General features: G+C 67.3%; 14 protein-coding genes. 3 read left to right on the top strand and 11 right to left on the bottom strand.

Annotated elements, in window-relative coordinates:
* Nucleotides 1-10 precede the first annotated feature (10 nt).
* The 6 genes from ACQ86G_RS10480 to ACQ86G_RS10455 all read right to left on the bottom strand — a co-directional run bounded on the left by ACQ86G_RS10480 (nucleotide 11) and on the right by ACQ86G_RS10455 (nucleotide 5,592).
* Nucleotides 11-280 carry a hypothetical protein gene (locus ACQ86G_RS10480; protein WP_431260516.1) on the bottom strand — a complete coding sequence of 90 codons (270 nt, stop codon included), beginning with the start codon at nucleotides 278-280 and terminating at the stop codon, nucleotides 11-13.
* A gap of 99 nt (nucleotides 281-379) precedes the next feature.
* A complete protein-coding gene (locus ACQ86G_RS10475; RefSeq protein WP_431260515.1) occupies nucleotides 380-874 on the bottom strand; it encodes a hypothetical protein in 495 nt (164 codons plus the stop codon).
* 159 nt (nucleotides 875-1,033) lie between these two features.
* Nucleotides 1,034-1,372, bottom strand: a complete 339-nt coding sequence (locus tag ACQ86G_RS10470; protein ID WP_431260514.1) for an energy transducer TonB — start codon at nucleotides 1,370-1,372, stop codon at nucleotides 1,034-1,036.
* A gap of 56 nt (nucleotides 1,373-1,428) precedes the next feature.
* Nucleotides 1,429-2,988 carry a methyl-accepting chemotaxis protein gene (locus ACQ86G_RS10465; protein ID WP_431260513.1) on the bottom strand — a complete coding sequence of 520 codons (1,560 nt, stop codon included), beginning with the start codon at nucleotides 2,986-2,988 and terminating at the stop codon, nucleotides 1,429-1,431.
* A 334-nt stretch (nucleotides 2,989-3,322) separates the two neighbouring features.
* Nucleotides 3,323-4,831, bottom strand: coding sequence for a diguanylate cyclase (locus tag ACQ86G_RS10460; protein ID WP_431260512.1), 1,509 nt, complete (start codon nucleotides 4,829-4,831; stop codon nucleotides 3,323-3,325).
* 29 nt (nucleotides 4,832-4,860) lie between these two features.
* Complete coding sequence (locus ACQ86G_RS10455; protein ID WP_431260511.1) at nucleotides 4,861-5,592, bottom strand: YggS family pyridoxal phosphate-dependent enzyme; 732 nt, start codon at nucleotides 5,590-5,592, stop codon at nucleotides 4,861-4,863.
* 25 nt (nucleotides 5,593-5,617) lie between these two features.
* On the opposite strand from ACQ86G_RS10455, the gene ACQ86G_RS10450 reads away from it, so the two are divergent.
* The 3 genes from ACQ86G_RS10450 to ACQ86G_RS10440 all read left to right on the top strand — a co-directional run bounded on the left by ACQ86G_RS10450 (nucleotide 5,618) and on the right by ACQ86G_RS10440 (nucleotide 8,878).
* Nucleotides 5,618-6,661 (top strand): type IV pilus twitching motility protein PilT, encoded by a 1,044-nt coding sequence (locus tag ACQ86G_RS10450; RefSeq protein ID WP_088407838.1) that lies wholly within the window; start codon nucleotides 5,618-5,620, stop codon nucleotides 6,659-6,661.
* Between the two features lie 86 nt (nucleotides 6,662-6,747).
* A complete protein-coding gene (locus tag ACQ86G_RS10445) occupies nucleotides 6,748-7,884 on the top strand; it encodes a PilT/PilU family type 4a pilus ATPase (RefSeq protein WP_431260510.1) in 1,137 nt (378 codons plus the stop codon).
* 91 nt (nucleotides 7,885-7,975) lie between these two features.
* Nucleotides 7,976-8,878: an NAD(P)-dependent oxidoreductase gene (locus ACQ86G_RS10440; protein ID WP_431260509.1), complete on the top strand. Its 903-nt coding sequence runs from the start codon at nucleotides 7,976-7,978 to the stop codon at nucleotides 8,876-8,878.
* A 114-nt stretch (nucleotides 8,879-8,992) separates the two neighbouring features.
* Here the strand turns inward: ACQ86G_RS10440 and ACQ86G_RS10435 are convergent, their stop codons facing one another.
* The 5 genes from ACQ86G_RS10435 to ACQ86G_RS10415 all read right to left on the bottom strand — a co-directional run bounded on the left by ACQ86G_RS10435 (nucleotide 8,993) and on the right by ACQ86G_RS10415 (nucleotide 16,015).
* Nucleotides 8,993-9,703: a hypothetical protein gene (locus ACQ86G_RS10435; RefSeq protein ID WP_431260508.1), complete on the bottom strand. Its 711-nt coding sequence runs from the start codon at nucleotides 9,701-9,703 to the stop codon at nucleotides 8,993-8,995.
* A 483-nt stretch (nucleotides 9,704-10,186) separates the two neighbouring features.
* A complete protein-coding gene (locus ACQ86G_RS10430; RefSeq protein WP_431260507.1) occupies nucleotides 10,187-11,605 on the bottom strand; it encodes an efflux transporter outer membrane subunit in 1,419 nt (472 codons plus the stop codon).
* A 2-nt stretch (nucleotides 11,606-11,607) separates the two neighbouring features.
* Nucleotides 11,608-14,793, bottom strand: a complete 3,186-nt coding sequence (locus tag ACQ86G_RS10425; RefSeq protein ID WP_431260506.1) for an efflux RND transporter permease subunit — start codon at nucleotides 14,791-14,793, stop codon at nucleotides 11,608-11,610.
* 29 nt (nucleotides 14,794-14,822) lie between these two features.
* Complete coding sequence (locus ACQ86G_RS10420; protein WP_431260505.1) at nucleotides 14,823-15,914, bottom strand: efflux RND transporter periplasmic adaptor subunit; 1,092 nt, start codon at nucleotides 15,912-15,914, stop codon at nucleotides 14,823-14,825.
* On the bottom strand, nucleotides 15,887-16,015 hold the full coding sequence (locus ACQ86G_RS10415) for a hypothetical protein (protein ID WP_431260504.1): 129 nt from the start codon (nucleotides 16,013-16,015) through the stop codon (nucleotides 15,887-15,889). The genes ACQ86G_RS10420 and ACQ86G_RS10415 overlap by 28 nt, the downstream gene beginning before the upstream one ends.
* Nucleotides 16,016-16,134 lie beyond the last annotated feature (119 nt).

Raw genomic sequence — 16,134 nt, 5'->3', positions numbered from 1 at the left:
CGGTCGCTCCTCAGTGGTGGTGATGACCGCCGGCCGGCGCCGAGGCGGCCTGGCTCTCACGCAGCAGCGCGCGCCATCCGCCGGCCTCGAGCACACGGCGGTTGGCCTGGCGCCAATCGCCGACCCCGGGATCGACGACCGCGGCACTCGATGCGGGAGCGGACGGCTGGGGCCGCGGCGCGGAGGACGTCAGTCGCGCATCGGCGGGATCGGGCGGCGCGGCCGTGGCGGCGCCCAGGCACGTCGCCAGCGCGAGTGCGGGAATGAAACGGGAAGACATGGCAGCCTCTCGGATGAACAGGAGCGACGCCGGTCTGCCGCGGGAAACGCGGGCGGACGCAGGCTCGTACGGCGGCTCGTCCAGGACGAACGCCGGCGTTCAGGCGAGGAAGGCTTTGGGCGGCCGCTCGAGCGGCTGGGGAGACTGCTCGGGCGCACCGTGGGCGTCGAGCGAGGGCGCCGCGTCGCGCAGGTCGTGCGCGGCAGGCGTCAGCGACGCGATCGGCAGGGCGGCGCCGATGCAGCACTGCAGGCAGATGCCGCAATGGTGGTCTGGGGTGGTCGTGTGATCCGCGCCGTCGTCGTGCGACGTGCCATGGCCCACCGAGGCCATGCCGGCGTGATCCATGCCGCCCATGTCATGCGACATCCCGGCCATGGCGGACATGTCATGCGCCATGCCTTGACCCATGTCCTGGCAGTCGCTCGGCATCGTCATCACGGCAGCGCCGGTGGTCGACGACATCAGCGCCATGCCGATGCCCATCGTCGCGGCCAGCGCGCCCTGCAGCGGCAGGGTCAGGCTCAACAGGACGAGCACCAGCCAGCGACTCCAGAGGAGCCGGCGCGGACCGGGTGCGTTCGGGCGGGACATGGGGCGAGAGTGTAGGCGAGGCGCTCTCCAGGGACTTAGGTCACCCTGAAGCGCCTGTTGGCATCGATGGTCGCCGTCTGGCGTCACCATGGGAAAGGGCCGCTCGCGCGGCCCTCCGGTGATATCGATCGAACGATCCCTGCGGACCGGCGTCGGTGATCAGTCCTCGTTCTTGAACACGAGCTTGACCTCGTGCGTTTCCTTCTGGCCGCTCGGCTCGAACTTCCAATCCATCAGCGCGCGGGTCACGGCCTTGTCGAAGACCTTGCGCGGCTCGGCTTCCAGGATCTCGACGCCCGACACCTTGCCGTCCGGCTCGATGTTCATCTTGGCGCGCACGGAGCCCTGCGAGATCGACTGGCGGGCGGCTTCGGCCGGGAATTCCGGCGGCACCTTCTTGACGATCTTGGGGGTGGCGTGGGCGCCGGCCGCCAGGACCAGCGCAGCGGCCAGGCCCAGCAGGGTGCGGGAAACGTTGCGGGACAGGTTCTTGCTCATTTGGGACCTCGTACGTCTTGGGTGAGGAAATCGGGTTTCCGGTAGGAACTGGGAATTCAGGAGGCGGCGCGCGCGGTGCTGAAGAAGCCGACGGCCTGCACCAGACGCGAGCTGCTGTCGCGCAGCGAGTCCGTCGAACGGGTCAGCTCGTCCACCAGCGTGGTGTTCTGCTGCGTCGCGCGGTCCAGCTCGTTCATCGCGTTGTTCACGACGCCGACGCCGGCGGCCTGCTCCTGGGCCGAGTGCGAGATCTCCTCGATCAGCTGGCCCATGTTGTTGACCTCGTCGACGACCGAGCGGATCGTCGCGCCGGCGTTGTTGACCAGGGCGGTGCCGTTCTCGACCTTGACGGACGATTCCTGGATCAGCACCTTGATTTCCTTGGCGGCCTGCGCCGAGCGCGAGGCCAGCGCGCGCACTTCCGACGCCACCACCGCGAAGCCCTTGCCGTGCTCGCCGGCGCGGGCCGCTTCCACGGCGGCGTTCAGCGCCAGGATGTTGGTCTGGAAGGCGATGCCGTCGATGACGCCGATGATGTCGCCGATCTTGCGCGAGCTCGCGCTGATCTCTTCCATCGTCGACACGACCTGGCTCACCACGGTGCCGCCGGCCGAGGCCGACTGGCGCGCCTTGGTCGCGATGCTGGCGGCCTTGCGGGTCAGCTCGCTGGCGCCGTTCAGGTTGGAGGCGATCTGCTCGACCGAGGCCGCGGTGTTCTGCAGGCTCTCGGCGGAACGCGCGGTGCGGTCCGACAGGTCGACGTTGCTGCCGGCGATCTCGTTGGAGTTCTGGGCCACCTCACCGGCGGCGGAGCTCACGCTGGCGACGACGCCGGACAGCGCGGTCTGCATGTCGCGCATCGCGTGCAGCATCTGCGCCAGTTCGTCGGAGCCTTCGACCTCGATGTGCTGCGACAGGTCGCCGGAGCTGATCGCCTGGGCGGCGTCCTTGGCCTTGCGGGCCGGCACGATGATCGAGCGGGCGATCGTCAGGCCGCCGACGCTGCCGATGACCACGGCGATCACCACCAGCACGCCGGTGATGAAGATCGACTGGTTGGCCAGCTTGGCGCCGCCTTCGGCAAGGTCGCGACCATTGGCGAACTGCAGGTCGACCAGGCTCTTCAGCGTGTCCTGGTAGTCCTTCTGCGCGGGACGCACGTCCTTGATCAGCGCTTCGCGGGCCTCGTCCGGGCTGCCGTCCTGCTGCACCTTCAGGAACTTCGACACCGCGTCGACAAACTTGGTCTGGTGCTCACGCACCTTGGCGGCGAGCTCCTTGTCCTTCGCGTCGGAGACCTTGCCGTCGAGCTCGGTCAGCTGCTTCTGGCCGTCCTCGAGCGCGGCGGCGATGTCGGCCTTCTGGCGCTTGATGGCGTTGGCGGTGTCGAGCAGCAGCAGGTCGCGCGAGGCGCGGGCGATGACGTTGACGTCGCTCTCGAGCGCGTTGGCCAGCGCGATCTTCACCAGGCTGGAATTGGCCGTCGTGCTCAGGTCATGGGACAGGCGGCTGGCGTTGTGGGCGCCGAAGGCGCCGATCACGACCAGCAGCAGGATCAGCAGCGCGTAGCTCAGCGTCAGGCGCTGGCCGATACGCAGGCGGGACAGAAACGACATCGATTCCCTCGCAACGATTGAGTTGTTTGAATGGCCGGACCGCAGCGGATCCGCGAGCGCTCGTGGCGCCAGCGGTGCGGACCGACCATCGGCTTCGGCGCGATCATCGTTGGACTTGATTCGGGGAATCCGGGGCGGGATCAGGGCCCCGTGAATTCTGACGCGGCACTTGCAACTGAATGAAAGCGCTTCGCCGAACCACGTGGCAGGCCCTCGGTAGAAGCCCTAATGAACCGCCAGTCGGGGTTTCACGATTCCTGCACATTCCTGCGCAAAGCCCCCGCCGGATGCGCGTACCCGCGCGGTAACCGCCGAGCGAGGAAGACCGGCAGGGTCAGGCGTTGCCCGATGCAGGTGGCGCCGGCCGTGGTGGCGACGACGCCTCCGCATCGAGGACCTCGACGCGATTGCGCCCGCCCGCCTTCGCCCGGTACATCGCCGCATCCGCCCGCCGCAACGCGTCCTCGATGCCGGGATCGTTCTCGCGCAGCACGGTCACGCCGATGCTGACGGTGTACGCGATCGGTGCCGCGCCGCCATCCTTCGGATCGACCGTCACCGGCGCAGCGGCGATGCGCTCGCGCAGCCGTTCGGCGAAACGACGGGCACCGGGCAGGTCCGTGTGGGCGAGCCCGATGACGAACTCCTCCCCGCCGAAGCGCCCCGGCAGGTCCACGTCGCGCGATGACGCCTTCAGCACCTCCGCCAACGCACGAATGACCGCATCGCCGACGGCGTGGCCATGACGATCGTTGACCTGCTTGAAGTGGTCGATGTCGAGCATCAGCAGCGCGGACGGCGTCCGGTAGCGCCGCACGGTGCGCAGCAACGCGCGCAGCCCCTCCTCCGTCGCCATGCGATTGGCCAGTCCGGTGAGGCCGTCGGTGCGCGACCGCTGCTCCAGCTCCGCGTTCACCTGCGCCAGCTGCGTCACGAGCGCCTCGGTCGACCGCAGCCAGCGCGACAACGCCTGGTAGCCGAACTGGGCGACGAACAGCACGATCAGCGTGAAGACCCAGAAGAACACCCAGGCGGTGCTGAGCATGACCCGCGAGGCCTCGTCGAGCTTCGCCCAGTCGTGGCCGCCGAGCGCGGCGCGCAGCTGCAAGGAACCCAGGCCGAGGCTGACCAGTCCGTAGCCCTGCACCGCCAGCACGATCGCGAACAGCAGACCCAAGCCCATCGCGCGGCGGCCGCGGGGCGGCGGCGTGAACAGCGCCGGCCGCGCCGCGATCCAGCGTGACAGCCGGGGCCAGGTCAGCGCCATCAGCGGCCCGCCGAGCAGGACGCTCTGGACGAAGGCGCCCAGCCACCAGCCCTGCCAGATCGGGAGTTGACGGTGCGCGGGCAGGTCGTGACTGAAATTCCAGATCAATGCGCCCGAAGAGCTGAACACCGCGGCGACGAAGCACAGCGGCACGAAAAACAGCCAGGCCCCCAGGCTGCGCAACCCGCGCGGGGCGCCGACGGCGCGATAGCCCAGCGCCAGCACGGCCAGCCCCAGCGGATTGGCGCAGGCGAACAGCGCCGCCCAGGCGGTCGGCAAGCCGGCATCCAGCGCCAGCACGAAGGTCGCCAGCCAGGCCGGCACGGCGCCCCATCGCCAGCCGAAGCACAGCGTCCACCACAGGCACAGCGGGAGTGGCGGATAGAAGGTCAGGAAGGCGTTGGCACCGCCCAGATCGACGGGGATGCCGGACCAGCCTTCCCGGACCGTGACCAGTCCGAGCAGGACGCACGCGACGATCGTCGCCAGCCATCCGCCGAGTACCCAGCCCCGCTCCGCCGTCCGGCCCTCGCGCCAGAGCGCCCGGACCGACAGGTCGCCCGGGGTCTGGGGCACCAGGTCGGCGGGCGCGGCAGCGGAGCCATTCAGGCCGCCGGCGGAGACGGATCGAGGGGAGGTTCCGGCCTGGCGCGGGCGCCGAAGATCGCCGAGCCGACGCGCACCATCGTGGCGCCTTCAAGGATCGCGGCGTCCATGTCGGCGCTCATGCCCATGCTGAGCGTGTCCAACGCGAGGCCAAGGTCCTGGTTCAGCGCGGCCTGCAACCCGGCCAGTGCGCGGTGCGGCCGCCGTTGCTCCTCCAGCGTGGCGGCCGGCTCGGGAATCGCCATCAACCCGCGCAGGCGCAGCGCCGGCAGCGCCGCCACGGCCCGGGCCACCTCGGCGACCTCCGCCGGCGACAGGCCGCTCTTGCTGTCCTCGCCGCTGATGTTGACCTGCAGGCAGACGTTCAGCGGCGGCAGGTCGGCCGGACGCTGTTCCGCCAGCCGCTGGGCGATCTTGAGGCGGTCCACGCTGTGCACCCAGTCGAAGCGCTCGGCCACGACGCGGGTCTTGTTGCTCTGCAGTGGGCCGATCAAGTGCCATTCGACCTGTCCGCGCAGATCGGCCAGCGTCTCGATCTTGTCCACGCCCTCCTGGACGTAGTTCTCCCCGAAGCGGCGCTCGCCCACCTCGAAGGCCTCTCTCACATCCGAGGCCGGGAAAGTCTTTGTTACCACCAGCAGCGCGACGCTGTCGACAGGCCGCGACGCCTGATGGCAAGCCCTCTCAATGCGGCCATGGAGCTGTTGTATGTTCTCGGAGATCGTCGCCATAATCGCCCACGCTTTTCCTCATCCCATGGACATCACCCAACTGCTGGCATTCTCGGTCAAGAACAAGGCCTCCGACCTTCACTTGTCCGCCGGACTGCCCCCCATGATCCGCGTCCATGGCGACGTGCGGCGCATCAACGTCGAAGCCCTCGAGCACCGCCAGGTGCACGACATGGTCTACGACATCATGAGCGACGCCCAGCGCAAGTCCTACGAGGAAACGCTGGAAGTCGACTTCTCGTTCGAGATCCAGGGCCTGGCGCGTTTCCGCGTCAACGCGTTCAACCACAACCGCGGCGCCGGGGCGGTGTTCCGGACCATTCCGAGCAAGATCCTGACGCTCGAGCAGCTGAACTGCCCGAAAGTGTTCACCGAACTCGCGATGAAGCCGCGCGGCATGGTGCTGGTGACCGGTCCGACCGGTTCCGGCAAGAGCACGACGCTGGCCGCGATGGTCAACCACCTCAACGAGAACGAGTACGGCCACATCCTGACCGTCGAGGACCCGATCGAATTCGTCCACGAATCCAAGAAGTGCCTGGTCAACCAGCGCGAGGTGGGTCCGCAGACGATGAGCTTCTCCAACGCGCTGCGCTCCGCGCTGCGCGAAGACCCGGACTGCATCCTGGTCGGCGAAATGCGGGACCTGGAAACCATCCGCCTGGCGCTGACCGCCGCGGAAACGGGCCACCTGGTCTTCGGCACGCTGCACACCTCGTCGGCGGCCAAGACGGTCGACCGGATCGTCGACGTCTTCCCCGCGGCGGAGAAGGACATGGTCCGCGCCATGCTGTCCGAATCGCTGCAGGCGGTGATCTCGCAGACGTTGTGCAAGACCAAGGACGGCAACGGCCGGGTCGCCGCGCACGAGATCATGCTGGGCACGTCCGCGATCCGGAACCTGATCCGGGAGAACAAGGTCGCGCAGATGTACTCGTCGATCCAGACCGGCAACAACCTGGGCATGCAGACGCTGGACCAGAACCTCACCGACCTGGTCCGCCGCAACATCATCTCGCCGGCCGAGGCGCGCGCCAAGGCCAAGATGCCCGAGAACTTCCCCGGCTGAGCGGACCGGCCCCCACCACAACGACAGAACGATCGGGAGCGGGCGGGTGACCGCCGCGCCCCCGGCACACAGGACAGGACGCCGCCATGGAACGCGATCAGGCCACCAAGTTCATCAACGACCTGCTTCGCCTGATGGTGTCGCGCAAGGGCTCCGACCTCTTCCTGACGGCGGAGTTCCCGCCGGCGGTGAAGGTGGACGGCAAGGTGACCAAGGTGTCGCCGCAGCCGTTGACCGGCCAGCACACGCTGCAGCTGGCGCGCTCCATCATGAACGACAAGCAGGCGGCCGATTTCGAACGCACCAAGGAGTGCAACTTCGCGATCTCCCCGCAGGGCATCGGCCGCTTCCGCGTCAATGCCTACATCCAGCAGGGCCACGTGGCGCTGGTGCTGCGGACCATCCCGCAGACGCTGCCGACGGTCGAGTCGCTGGACCTGCCGCACATCCTGAAGGACGTGGTGCAGACCAAGCGGGGCCTGGTGATCCTGGTGGGCGCCACCGGTTCGGGCAAGAGCACCTCGCTGGCGGCGATGGTGGACCACCGCAACCAGACGACCTACGGCCACATCATCACGATCGAGGATCCGGTCGAATTCGTGCATCCGCACAAGAACTGCATCGTCAGCCAGCGCGAGGTCGGCCTCGACACCGAGGGCTGGGAGCAGGCGCTGAAGAACACGCTGCGCCAGGCGCCGGACGTGATCCTGATGGGCGAGATCCGCGACCGCGAGACGATGGAGCACGCGGTGGCCTTCGCCGAGACGGGTCACCTGTGCATGGCCACGCTGCACGCCAACAGCGCCAACCAGGCGCTGGACCGGATCATCAACTTCTTCCCGGAAGAGCGGCGCGCGCAGCTGCTGATGGACCTGTCGCTGAACCTGAAGGCGCTGGTGTCGCAGCGGCTGCTGCCGCGCCAGGAAGGCAAGGGCCGGATCGCGGCGGTCGAGATCCTGCTGAACACGCCGCTGATCAGCGACCTGATCTTCAAGGGCGAGGTGGGCGAGATCAAGGAGATCATGAAGCGCTCGCGCGAGCTCGGCATGCAGACCTTCGACCAGGCGCTGTTCGACCTCTACGAAATGGGCAAGGTGACCTACGAGGACGCGCTGCGCAACGCCGACTCGGTCAACGACCTGCGCCTGCAGATCAAGCTCAACAGCGAGCGGGCGCGCAGCGGCGATCTGTCGTCGGGCACCGAGCACCTGACCATCGTCTAAATGCAGCGCCGCGGTGACGCGGCGCGCACAGGACGAAGCGGCGGAAGGGCCACAATCGAAGGGTGTTTTCCACCCACCGACAGGTCCTTCCATGAGCAGCATCGGCCAGCGTTCCTACGAATCGACCCCGACCCTCCGCGTGTCCTTCCTGGGACTCGGCGTGATGGGCTTCCCGATGGCCGGCCATCTGGCCAAGGCCGGCCAGCAGGTCACCGTCTACAACCGGTCGCCCGCGAAGGCCCAGTCCTGGACCTCGGAGTTCGGCGGCCAATCCGCCACGACGCCGCGTGAAGCGGCCAAGGACGCGGACATCGTCTTCTGCTGCGTCGGCAACGACGCCGACCTGCGCTCGGTCGTGCTGGGCGCCGACGGCGCCTTCGCCGGCATGAAGCCGGGCGCAGTCTTCGTCGACCACACGACGGCCTCCGCCGAGGTCGCCCGCGAACTCGCCGCCGAAGCGCAGAAGCTCGGCCTGCACTTCATCGACGCTCCCGTGTCCGGCGGACAGGCCGGCGCGGTCAACGGCGCGCTGACGGTCATGTGCGGCGGCGAGGAAGCCGTCTTCGACAAGATCCGCCCCTACGCCATCCACTTCGCCAAGGCGGTCACGCGGGTGGGCGACGCCGGCGCCGGGCAACTCGCCAAGATGGTCAACCAGATCTGCATCGCCGGCATCGTTCAAGGCTTGTCGGAAGCCATCGCCTTCGGTCAGAAGAGCGGCCTGCCGATGGCGCTGGTGCTCGACGTCATCGGCAAGGGCGCCGCACAGAGCTGGCAGATGGACAACCGCGGCAAGACCATGGTCGAAGACAAGTTCGACTTCGGCTTCGCCGTGGACTGGATGCGCAAGGACCTCGGACTGGTGCTCGACGAAGCGCGTCGCAACGGCGCTCGCGTGCCGGTGACCGCGCTGGTCGACCAGTTCTATGCGGACGTCCAAGAGATGGGCGGGAATCGCTTCGATACGTCGAGCCTGATCAAGCGACTGCGCTGATCGTCAGGACGCTGTCGGTCGGAACGGCCACTCCGTGCACGCAACTTGTGCACGGAACACAAATTGCTTTATGGATCAGCGATACGCAAACTTGTGCCGCGTGAATATCTTCACCTAACCCGCGCTGCGCGCCTTCCTTGCGTCTGACCGGGCCCGAAGAGCCGCTTCAAGACGATCTGCGAGCCGTTTAGCTTGATCATTTTCCTGTTGAGATAGCTCCAATGGCCGCCGAACATCAAGGATGCTCTTCAACATCTCATTCTGCGCACTTGAATCCAGTCGCTCGATCACGTCCCTTACTGCCTGCATTTCCACATTACTGACACCCAGTTCCGCACCATGAAGCGCAAGAGATACTATTGCGCCATACGACCCAGCAGCAGATTCGGCGCGGAGTCCATTCAAGAGATGAATGCGCATTTCAGCTGGAGGCTTGAAATCAACCACAGTTCCATATGCAACGGCCGCGCCGGGCATGGCACCCAACAACGCAGCTTGCGCAAATTGAGCGCGATAGGCATACATATCTGCAGTGATGCTCTGACAACTTCGCTGAAGCTGTTGCGCATCCCCGAGCAGAGCCGCCAATTTCTCGCTGTGTATTTTATTCCCACCCCTTGCTCGTTCAAGGGACGCGTTTAACTTGTTTGCGGTTTCACAGCTATTTAGAATGTCCAATGCCCGTTTTGAAGATTCCGGGGTCGGGGCACCTGCAGCCATCAAAACAAACTGTCCGTAATCCACTAAAGCAGTAGAACTCGCCACCTTCCCAGCGGAAGGTGGCAGCTCAGGCGAGCCATTCCGAGACCGGTCGACCGGCTGCATCACTGCATTATTAGACTGCCTCTCCTCCTGCGAGCCCACGCTCTCCGACCTAGCCGATTCTCTGGCTTTGCCATCAGAATCATAATCCCAGAGTACTGCCACCAAAACCACCAGTACAGCGGTACCAGCGAGCGTCGCAAAGACTGTCTTCGACACTATGGGCTCAAGGTGACAATCAAATTTATGCGGGCACCAATAGAGACAGAATCGCTACCGACTTCCAGAGCTTCATTTGATCTCCCTTTGCTGCAGCTCACTTGAGCGCGAATCGGTTTTACCTAGCCTTCGCCGCTGTATGAACCCCACCAAAGGGGGAAATCCTATAGACAAGGGACGCAGTGACCGTACGAAGGAAGCGTCATGCCCGTTGTCTGCATAAGCCACAAAGCGAGCCTCTGCAGCGTTATGTTGGAGACACCAAGGGGGCTCCACGACGGAAGCGGCCCCCTCCGGGAACCCCTCGCATCATTGCGGCCCCCACGGTCACTGGTTGACGACGACTCCGCTCAACAGCCCGCCGCCCAGCACCTTGTAGAGCTGCACCTGGTTCTGCAGCTGCGCGAGGCGCACCTGCAGCGCCGCCTGCTGCGCTGCGAAGGTCGCGCGTTGCGCATCCAGCAGGTCCAGGCTGGACGCCGCGCCGTTGCGGTAGCTCAGGTCGACCAGTTCGAGGCGTGTCGCTTCGGCGGCGGCCTGCGCATCCTGCGCGCGCAGTTGCTCGTCGAGCGTCGCGCGGCCGGCCAAGGCATCGGCCACTTCACGGAACGCCGTCTGCACGACCTTCTCGTACTGGGCGACCGCGATCTCGCGGTTGGCCTTGGCCGCGTCGACGTTGTTGCGCACGCGCCCCGCGTCGAAGATGGGCATCAGCGCGGATCCGGCGATGCTCCAGGCGCTCTGGCTGAACAGGTCGCGCAGCGCGCTGCTCGCCGTGCCCACGCTGCTCGTCAGCGTGATGCTCGGGAAGTACGCCGCCCGCGCAACACCGATGTTGGCCTCGGCCGCCACCAGTTGCTGCTCGGCCTGGAGCACGTCCGGGCGACCCACGAGCACTTGCGACGGCATGCCGGCCAGCAGCGAGCCCATGGTCTGGTCGCTCAGCGGCTTGGACTGCGGCAGCGACTCCGGCACGCCCTGCCCCACCAGCAACGTCAGCGCGTTCAGATCCTGCTGCCGCGTGCGCTCGGCCTGCGCCAGCGTGGCTCGTGCGGCTTCGTACGACGACTTCGAGGTGCTCAGGTCCAGGTTGGACGCGGCGCCGTTGTCGAACTTCAGCTGCATCAGCTTGAGACTGTCCTCGCGCGTGGCCAGCGTCTGGCGCGTCAGCGCCAGCAGCTCCTCGTCGGCCTGGACCGCGAGGTAGGCCGACGCGACGCCGGCCACCAGGCTGATCTGCGCCGAGCGCGCCGCCTCGCCCGTCGCCAGGTACTGCGCGAAGGACGCGGCGCTCTGGTTCTTGACGCGGCTGAACAGGTCGATCTCGTACGAGGTGATCTGCAGGCCCGCCTGGTAGGCGTTGACGATGCGGCTGTCGCCGTTGGCCGTGGTCTGCGGCGCGCGCGACGCCGACAGGCCGGCGTTGATCGTCGGCCAGCGGTTCGCCGCCGTGACGTTGGCCTGCGCCCGCGCGACGTCGACGTTCAGCAGCGCGATGCGCAGGTCGCGGTTGTTCTTCAACGCGAGATCGATCAGCTGCTTGAGCCGCTCGTCGCGGAAGAACTGCTGCCATTGCAGCTCGGTCGCGGCCTTGGCGTCGGTCGACTCGGCGCCCGGGCCTTGCGGCCACTGCGGCGCCACCGGCGCGTCGGGGCGCTTGTGGTCCGGCGCGAGGTTCACGCAGCCGGTCAGCAGCGCCACGGTCGCGGCCGCCGCGGCCATCACGGAAAGTTTGCTTTTCATCATGCTCAGACTCCGTCCGCGTTCTTGGCGGCCGCGATGGCCTTGGTCGGATCCGGACCGTCCAGTTCGTGGGCGTACAGCTTGTTCTGGCGGTCGCTGCCCTTGAAGAAGCGGCGCACGACCAGGAAGAACACCGGCACGAAGATCACCGCCAGCAAGGTCGCCGTGACCATGCCCGACAGCACGCCGGTGCCGATGGCGCGCTGGCTCGCCGAGCCTGCGCCGCTCGCGAAGAACAGCGGCGTCACGCCCAGGATGAAGGCCAGCGAGGTCATGATGATCGGGCGGAAGCGCAGGTGCGCCGCCTCCAGGATCGCCTCGACCAGGCCCTTGCCCTGCGCCTGCAGGTCCTTGGCGAACTCGATGATCAGGATCGCGTTCTTCGCCGACAGGCCGATGATGGTGATCAGGCCGACCTTGAAGTACACGTCGTTGGGCATGCCGCGCAAGGTCGCCCCCGCCAGCGCGCCCAGCAGGCCCAGCGGCACCACCAGCATCACCGACATCGGGATGGACCAGCTCTCGTACAGCGCGGCCAGGCAGAGGAAGACCGCCAGCAGCGAGAACGCCAGCAGGATGCCCGCCTGCGAGCCCGACAGCTGCTCTTCACGCGACAGGCCCGTCCACTCGAAGCCGATGCCCGGCGGGAGCTGCGAGACCATGTTCTCCAGTTCCTTCATCGCCTGGCCCGAGGACACGCCCGGCGCGGGATCGCCCGCCAGGCGCATCGCCGGATAGCCGTTGTAGCGCGTGGCCTGCATCTGGCCGGTGATCCACTTGCTGGACGCGAAGGCCGAGACCGGCACGTTGGCACCCGCCGCGTTCGTCACGTTCAGCTTGAGCACGTCTTCCGGCGTCGAGCGGCGCGCCGCGTCGGCCTGCACCACGACGCGCTGCATGCGGCCGGTGCTCGGGAAGTCGTTCACATAGGCGGAACCCAGCTGCGTGCCCAGCACGCGCGCGATCGTGTCGAAGCCGACGCCCAGCGCCTGCGCCTTGGCGCGGTCGATGTCGATCTGCAGCTGCGGCGCGTCTTCCAGGCCGTCCGGGCGCATGCCGGTGATCAGCTTGCTCTTGGACGCCATGCCCATCAGCTGGTTGCGCGCGTTCAGCAGCGCCTCGTGGCCGAGGCCGGCGCGGTCCTGCAGACGCAGCGCGAAACCGGTGGCGTTGCCCAGTTCCTGGATCGGCGGCGGCGAGAGCGGGAAGATGAACGCGTCACGCACGCCCACCATCATCGCGCCCATCACGCGGCCGGCCACCGCCTGCGCGCTGTGGTCCTTGCCCTTGCGTTCGTCCCACGGCTTGAGCGGCACGAACACCAGCGCGGCGTTCTGGCCCTGGCCGGAGAACGAGAAGCCGATCACGCCGATGGTGTCGGCGACTTCCGGCTGCTTGTGCAGGAACTGCTCCAGCGTGGCCACGGCGGCTTCGGTCCGGTTGGACGTCGCGCCCGGCGGCAGCTGCACGTTGACGATCAGGTAGCCCTGGTCTTCGTTGGGCAGGAAGGACGTCGGCATGCGGACATACAGCCAGCCGACGACCGCGACCACGGCGACGAACGCCACCATCATCGGACCGGCGCGCTTGAGCAGCTTGGCGACCCAGCCCTCGTAGCCCTTGGCGGTGCGCGAGAAGCCGCGGTTGAACCAGCCGAAGAAGCCGCGCTTCTCGTGGTGATGGCCGGCGTCGACCGGCTTGAGCAGCGTCGCGCACAGCGCCGGCGTCAGCGACAGCGCCATCAGCGCCGACAGCGCCATCGAGGCCACCATCGCCAGCGAGAACTGGCGGTAGATGTTGCCCACCGAGCCGGCGAAGAAGGCCATCGGGATGAACACCGCGATCAGCACCGTGGTGATGCCGATGATGGCGCCCGAGATCTGGCCCATCGCCTTCTTGGTCGCTTCACGGGGACTCAAGCCCTCCTCGCTCATGATGCGCTCGACGTTCTCGACGACCACGATCGCATCGTCGACCAGGATGCCGATCGCCAGCACCATGCCGAACAGCGTCAGCACGTTGATCGAGAAGCCCAGCGTCAGCATCACGCCGAACGTCCCCAACAGCGCCACAGGCACCACCAGCGTCGGGATCAGCGTGTAGCGCCAGTCCTGCAGGAACAGGAACATCACCAGGAACACCAGCACGATCGCCTCGATCAGCGTCTCCACCACCTGGGCGATGGAGATCTGCACGAACTTGGACGAGTCGTACGGCACCTTGTATTCGACGCCGGCGGGGAAGTACTTCTTCAGCTCTTCCATGCGCGCCTTGACCGCCTTGGCGGTGCCCAGCGCGTTGCCGGTCGGCGACAGCTGCACGCCCACGCCGGTGGACGGCTGTCCGTTCAAGCGCGCGTAGGTGCTGTAGCTCTGGCCGCCCATCTCGATGCGCGCGACGTCCCTCAGCTTCACGGTAGAGCCGTCGGTGTTGGCGCGCAGCACGATGTTGCCGAACTGCTCCTTGTTCTCGAGCTGGCCCTTGACCACGATGGTCGCGGACATGGTCTGGCTGCTGGTGTTCGGGCGGTCGCCCAGCACACCGGCCGGCACCAGCGCGTTCTGCGCGGTGATGGCGGCGTTGACCTCGGCGGGACTGAGCTTGTACGACTCCATCTTGGCCGGATCCAGCCAGATGCGCATCGCCTGCTCGGAGCCGAACAGCTGCGCCTGGCCGACACCGGCGATCCGCTGGATCTCGGGCACGACGTTGCGGGCGGCGTAGTCGCCCAGCGCGATCGGGTCCATCGAGCCGTCCTTGGACGACAGCGTCACGAACAGCAGGAAGTTGGAGCGCGCCTTGTCGACGCGCACGCCCTGCTGCGTCACCGCGGCGGGCAGCCGGGGCGTCGCGCGCGACAGGCGGTTCTGCACTTCCACCTGCGCCAGGTCGATGTTGGTGCCCGACTCGAAGGTCACCGTGATGGCGCCCGTGCCGTTGGCCTGGCTGACCGATTCCATGTAGGCCAGGCCGGGAGCGCCGTTGAGCTCCTGCTCGATGACGGAGATCACCGACTCGTCCAGCGTCTTGGCCGACGCGCCCGGGTAGGCGACGTTGATGGACAGCGACGGCGGCGCGACGGTGGGGTACTGGGCCACCGGCAGTTGCGTGACCGCCACCCCGCCGAAGACCAGGATGAACAAGGCGATCACCCACGCGAAGATGGGGCGATCAATGAAGAAACGTGCCATGTCTTGGATCCTTCCTGAGCGTCAGGCGCTCAGTGGCTCGCCGCGGAGGCGGCGGGCGCTGCACCGGACGCGGCACTGGCCGGGTTGAACGGCACCGGATTGACCGGCGCGCCCGGCACGAACATCTTCTGGAAGCCGTCGGCGATGACCTTCTCGCCAGCCTTCAGGCCGTCGAGCACCACCCACTGGTTGCCGATCGCGTTGCCGATCTTGACCTTGCGCGGCGCGGGCTTGTTGTCGGGACCGACCACCAGCACCGTGTCGCCGGACGAGCCACGCGTCACCGCCTGCTGCGGCAGCAGGATGGCCGACGGCAGTTCCGCCTGCGCCACGCGCACGCGCACGTACTGGCCGGGCAGCAGCGCGCTGTCGGGGTTCGGCACTTCGGCGCGCAGCGTGACCTGGCCCGAGGTCGGATCGACCGTCAGATCGGTGAAGAGCAGCTTGCCGGTGCGCGGCAGCACGGCGCCGTCGTCCCCGACGATCTCGACCTGCGCGGCGTTGTTGCCGGCACTCCGCAACTGGCCGGCGGCCAGCGCGCGGCGCATCGCTTGCACTTCATTCGCCGACTGCGTGAAGTTCACGTAGACGCTGCTGACCTGCTGGATCAGCGCCAGCTGCGTGGCGTCCGACGCGCCGACCAGCGCGCCTTCGGTCACCAGCGCGCGGCCGATGCGACCGGCGATCGGGGCGTAGACATGCGCGTAGTCCAGGCTCAGCTTGGCCTGCACCGCAGCGGCCTTGGCGGCGGCCACGTCGGCCGCGGCGGCCTTGGCGGTCGCGACCGAGGTGATGTATTCCTGCTGGCTGATCGCCTTCGCGTCGGCCAGCGGCTTGTTGCGCGCGGCCTGTGCCGAGGCCTGGGCTTCATTGGCCTGCGCCTTGGCCACGTTGGCATTGGCGCTGTCGAGCTGGGCCTGGTACGGCGCCGGATCGATCAGGAACAGCGCCTGGCCGGCCTTCACTTCGGAACCCTCGGTGAACAGGCGCTTCAGGATCACGCCGTTGACGCGGGCACGGACCTGCGCGGTGCGCAGCGCCTCGACCCGGCCCGGCAATTCGGTCTGCAGCGCGACCGCCTGCTGACCCACCGTCACGACGCCGACGTTGGCCGGCGGCATGCCGCCGCCCGCCGGGCCCCCTTGCCGGCGGCCTGCTCATCCTTGCCGCAGGCGGTCAGCACCGCCGCGATGGAAATCACCAGCGGCAGCAGATAAAGCATGCGCGCGCCGACCTTCAGGCTCGGGCGCTCCGACCCCGGCGTTGCTGTTGTCAGTGGGGTAGACATCACGATGGGATTCCTCTCGAAGTAAGGATTCGAAATGCAGATTCGCAGATTCA

The sequence above is a fragment of the Roseateles chitinivorans genome, assembly GCF_050632145.1.
GTDB classification, from domain to species: domain Bacteria; phylum Pseudomonadota; class Gammaproteobacteria; order Burkholderiales; family Burkholderiaceae_C; genus Roseateles; species Roseateles chitinivorans_B.
The sequence above is the reverse complement of the archived record's forward strand: the minus strand, read 5'-3'. Positions and strand labels throughout refer to the sequence as shown.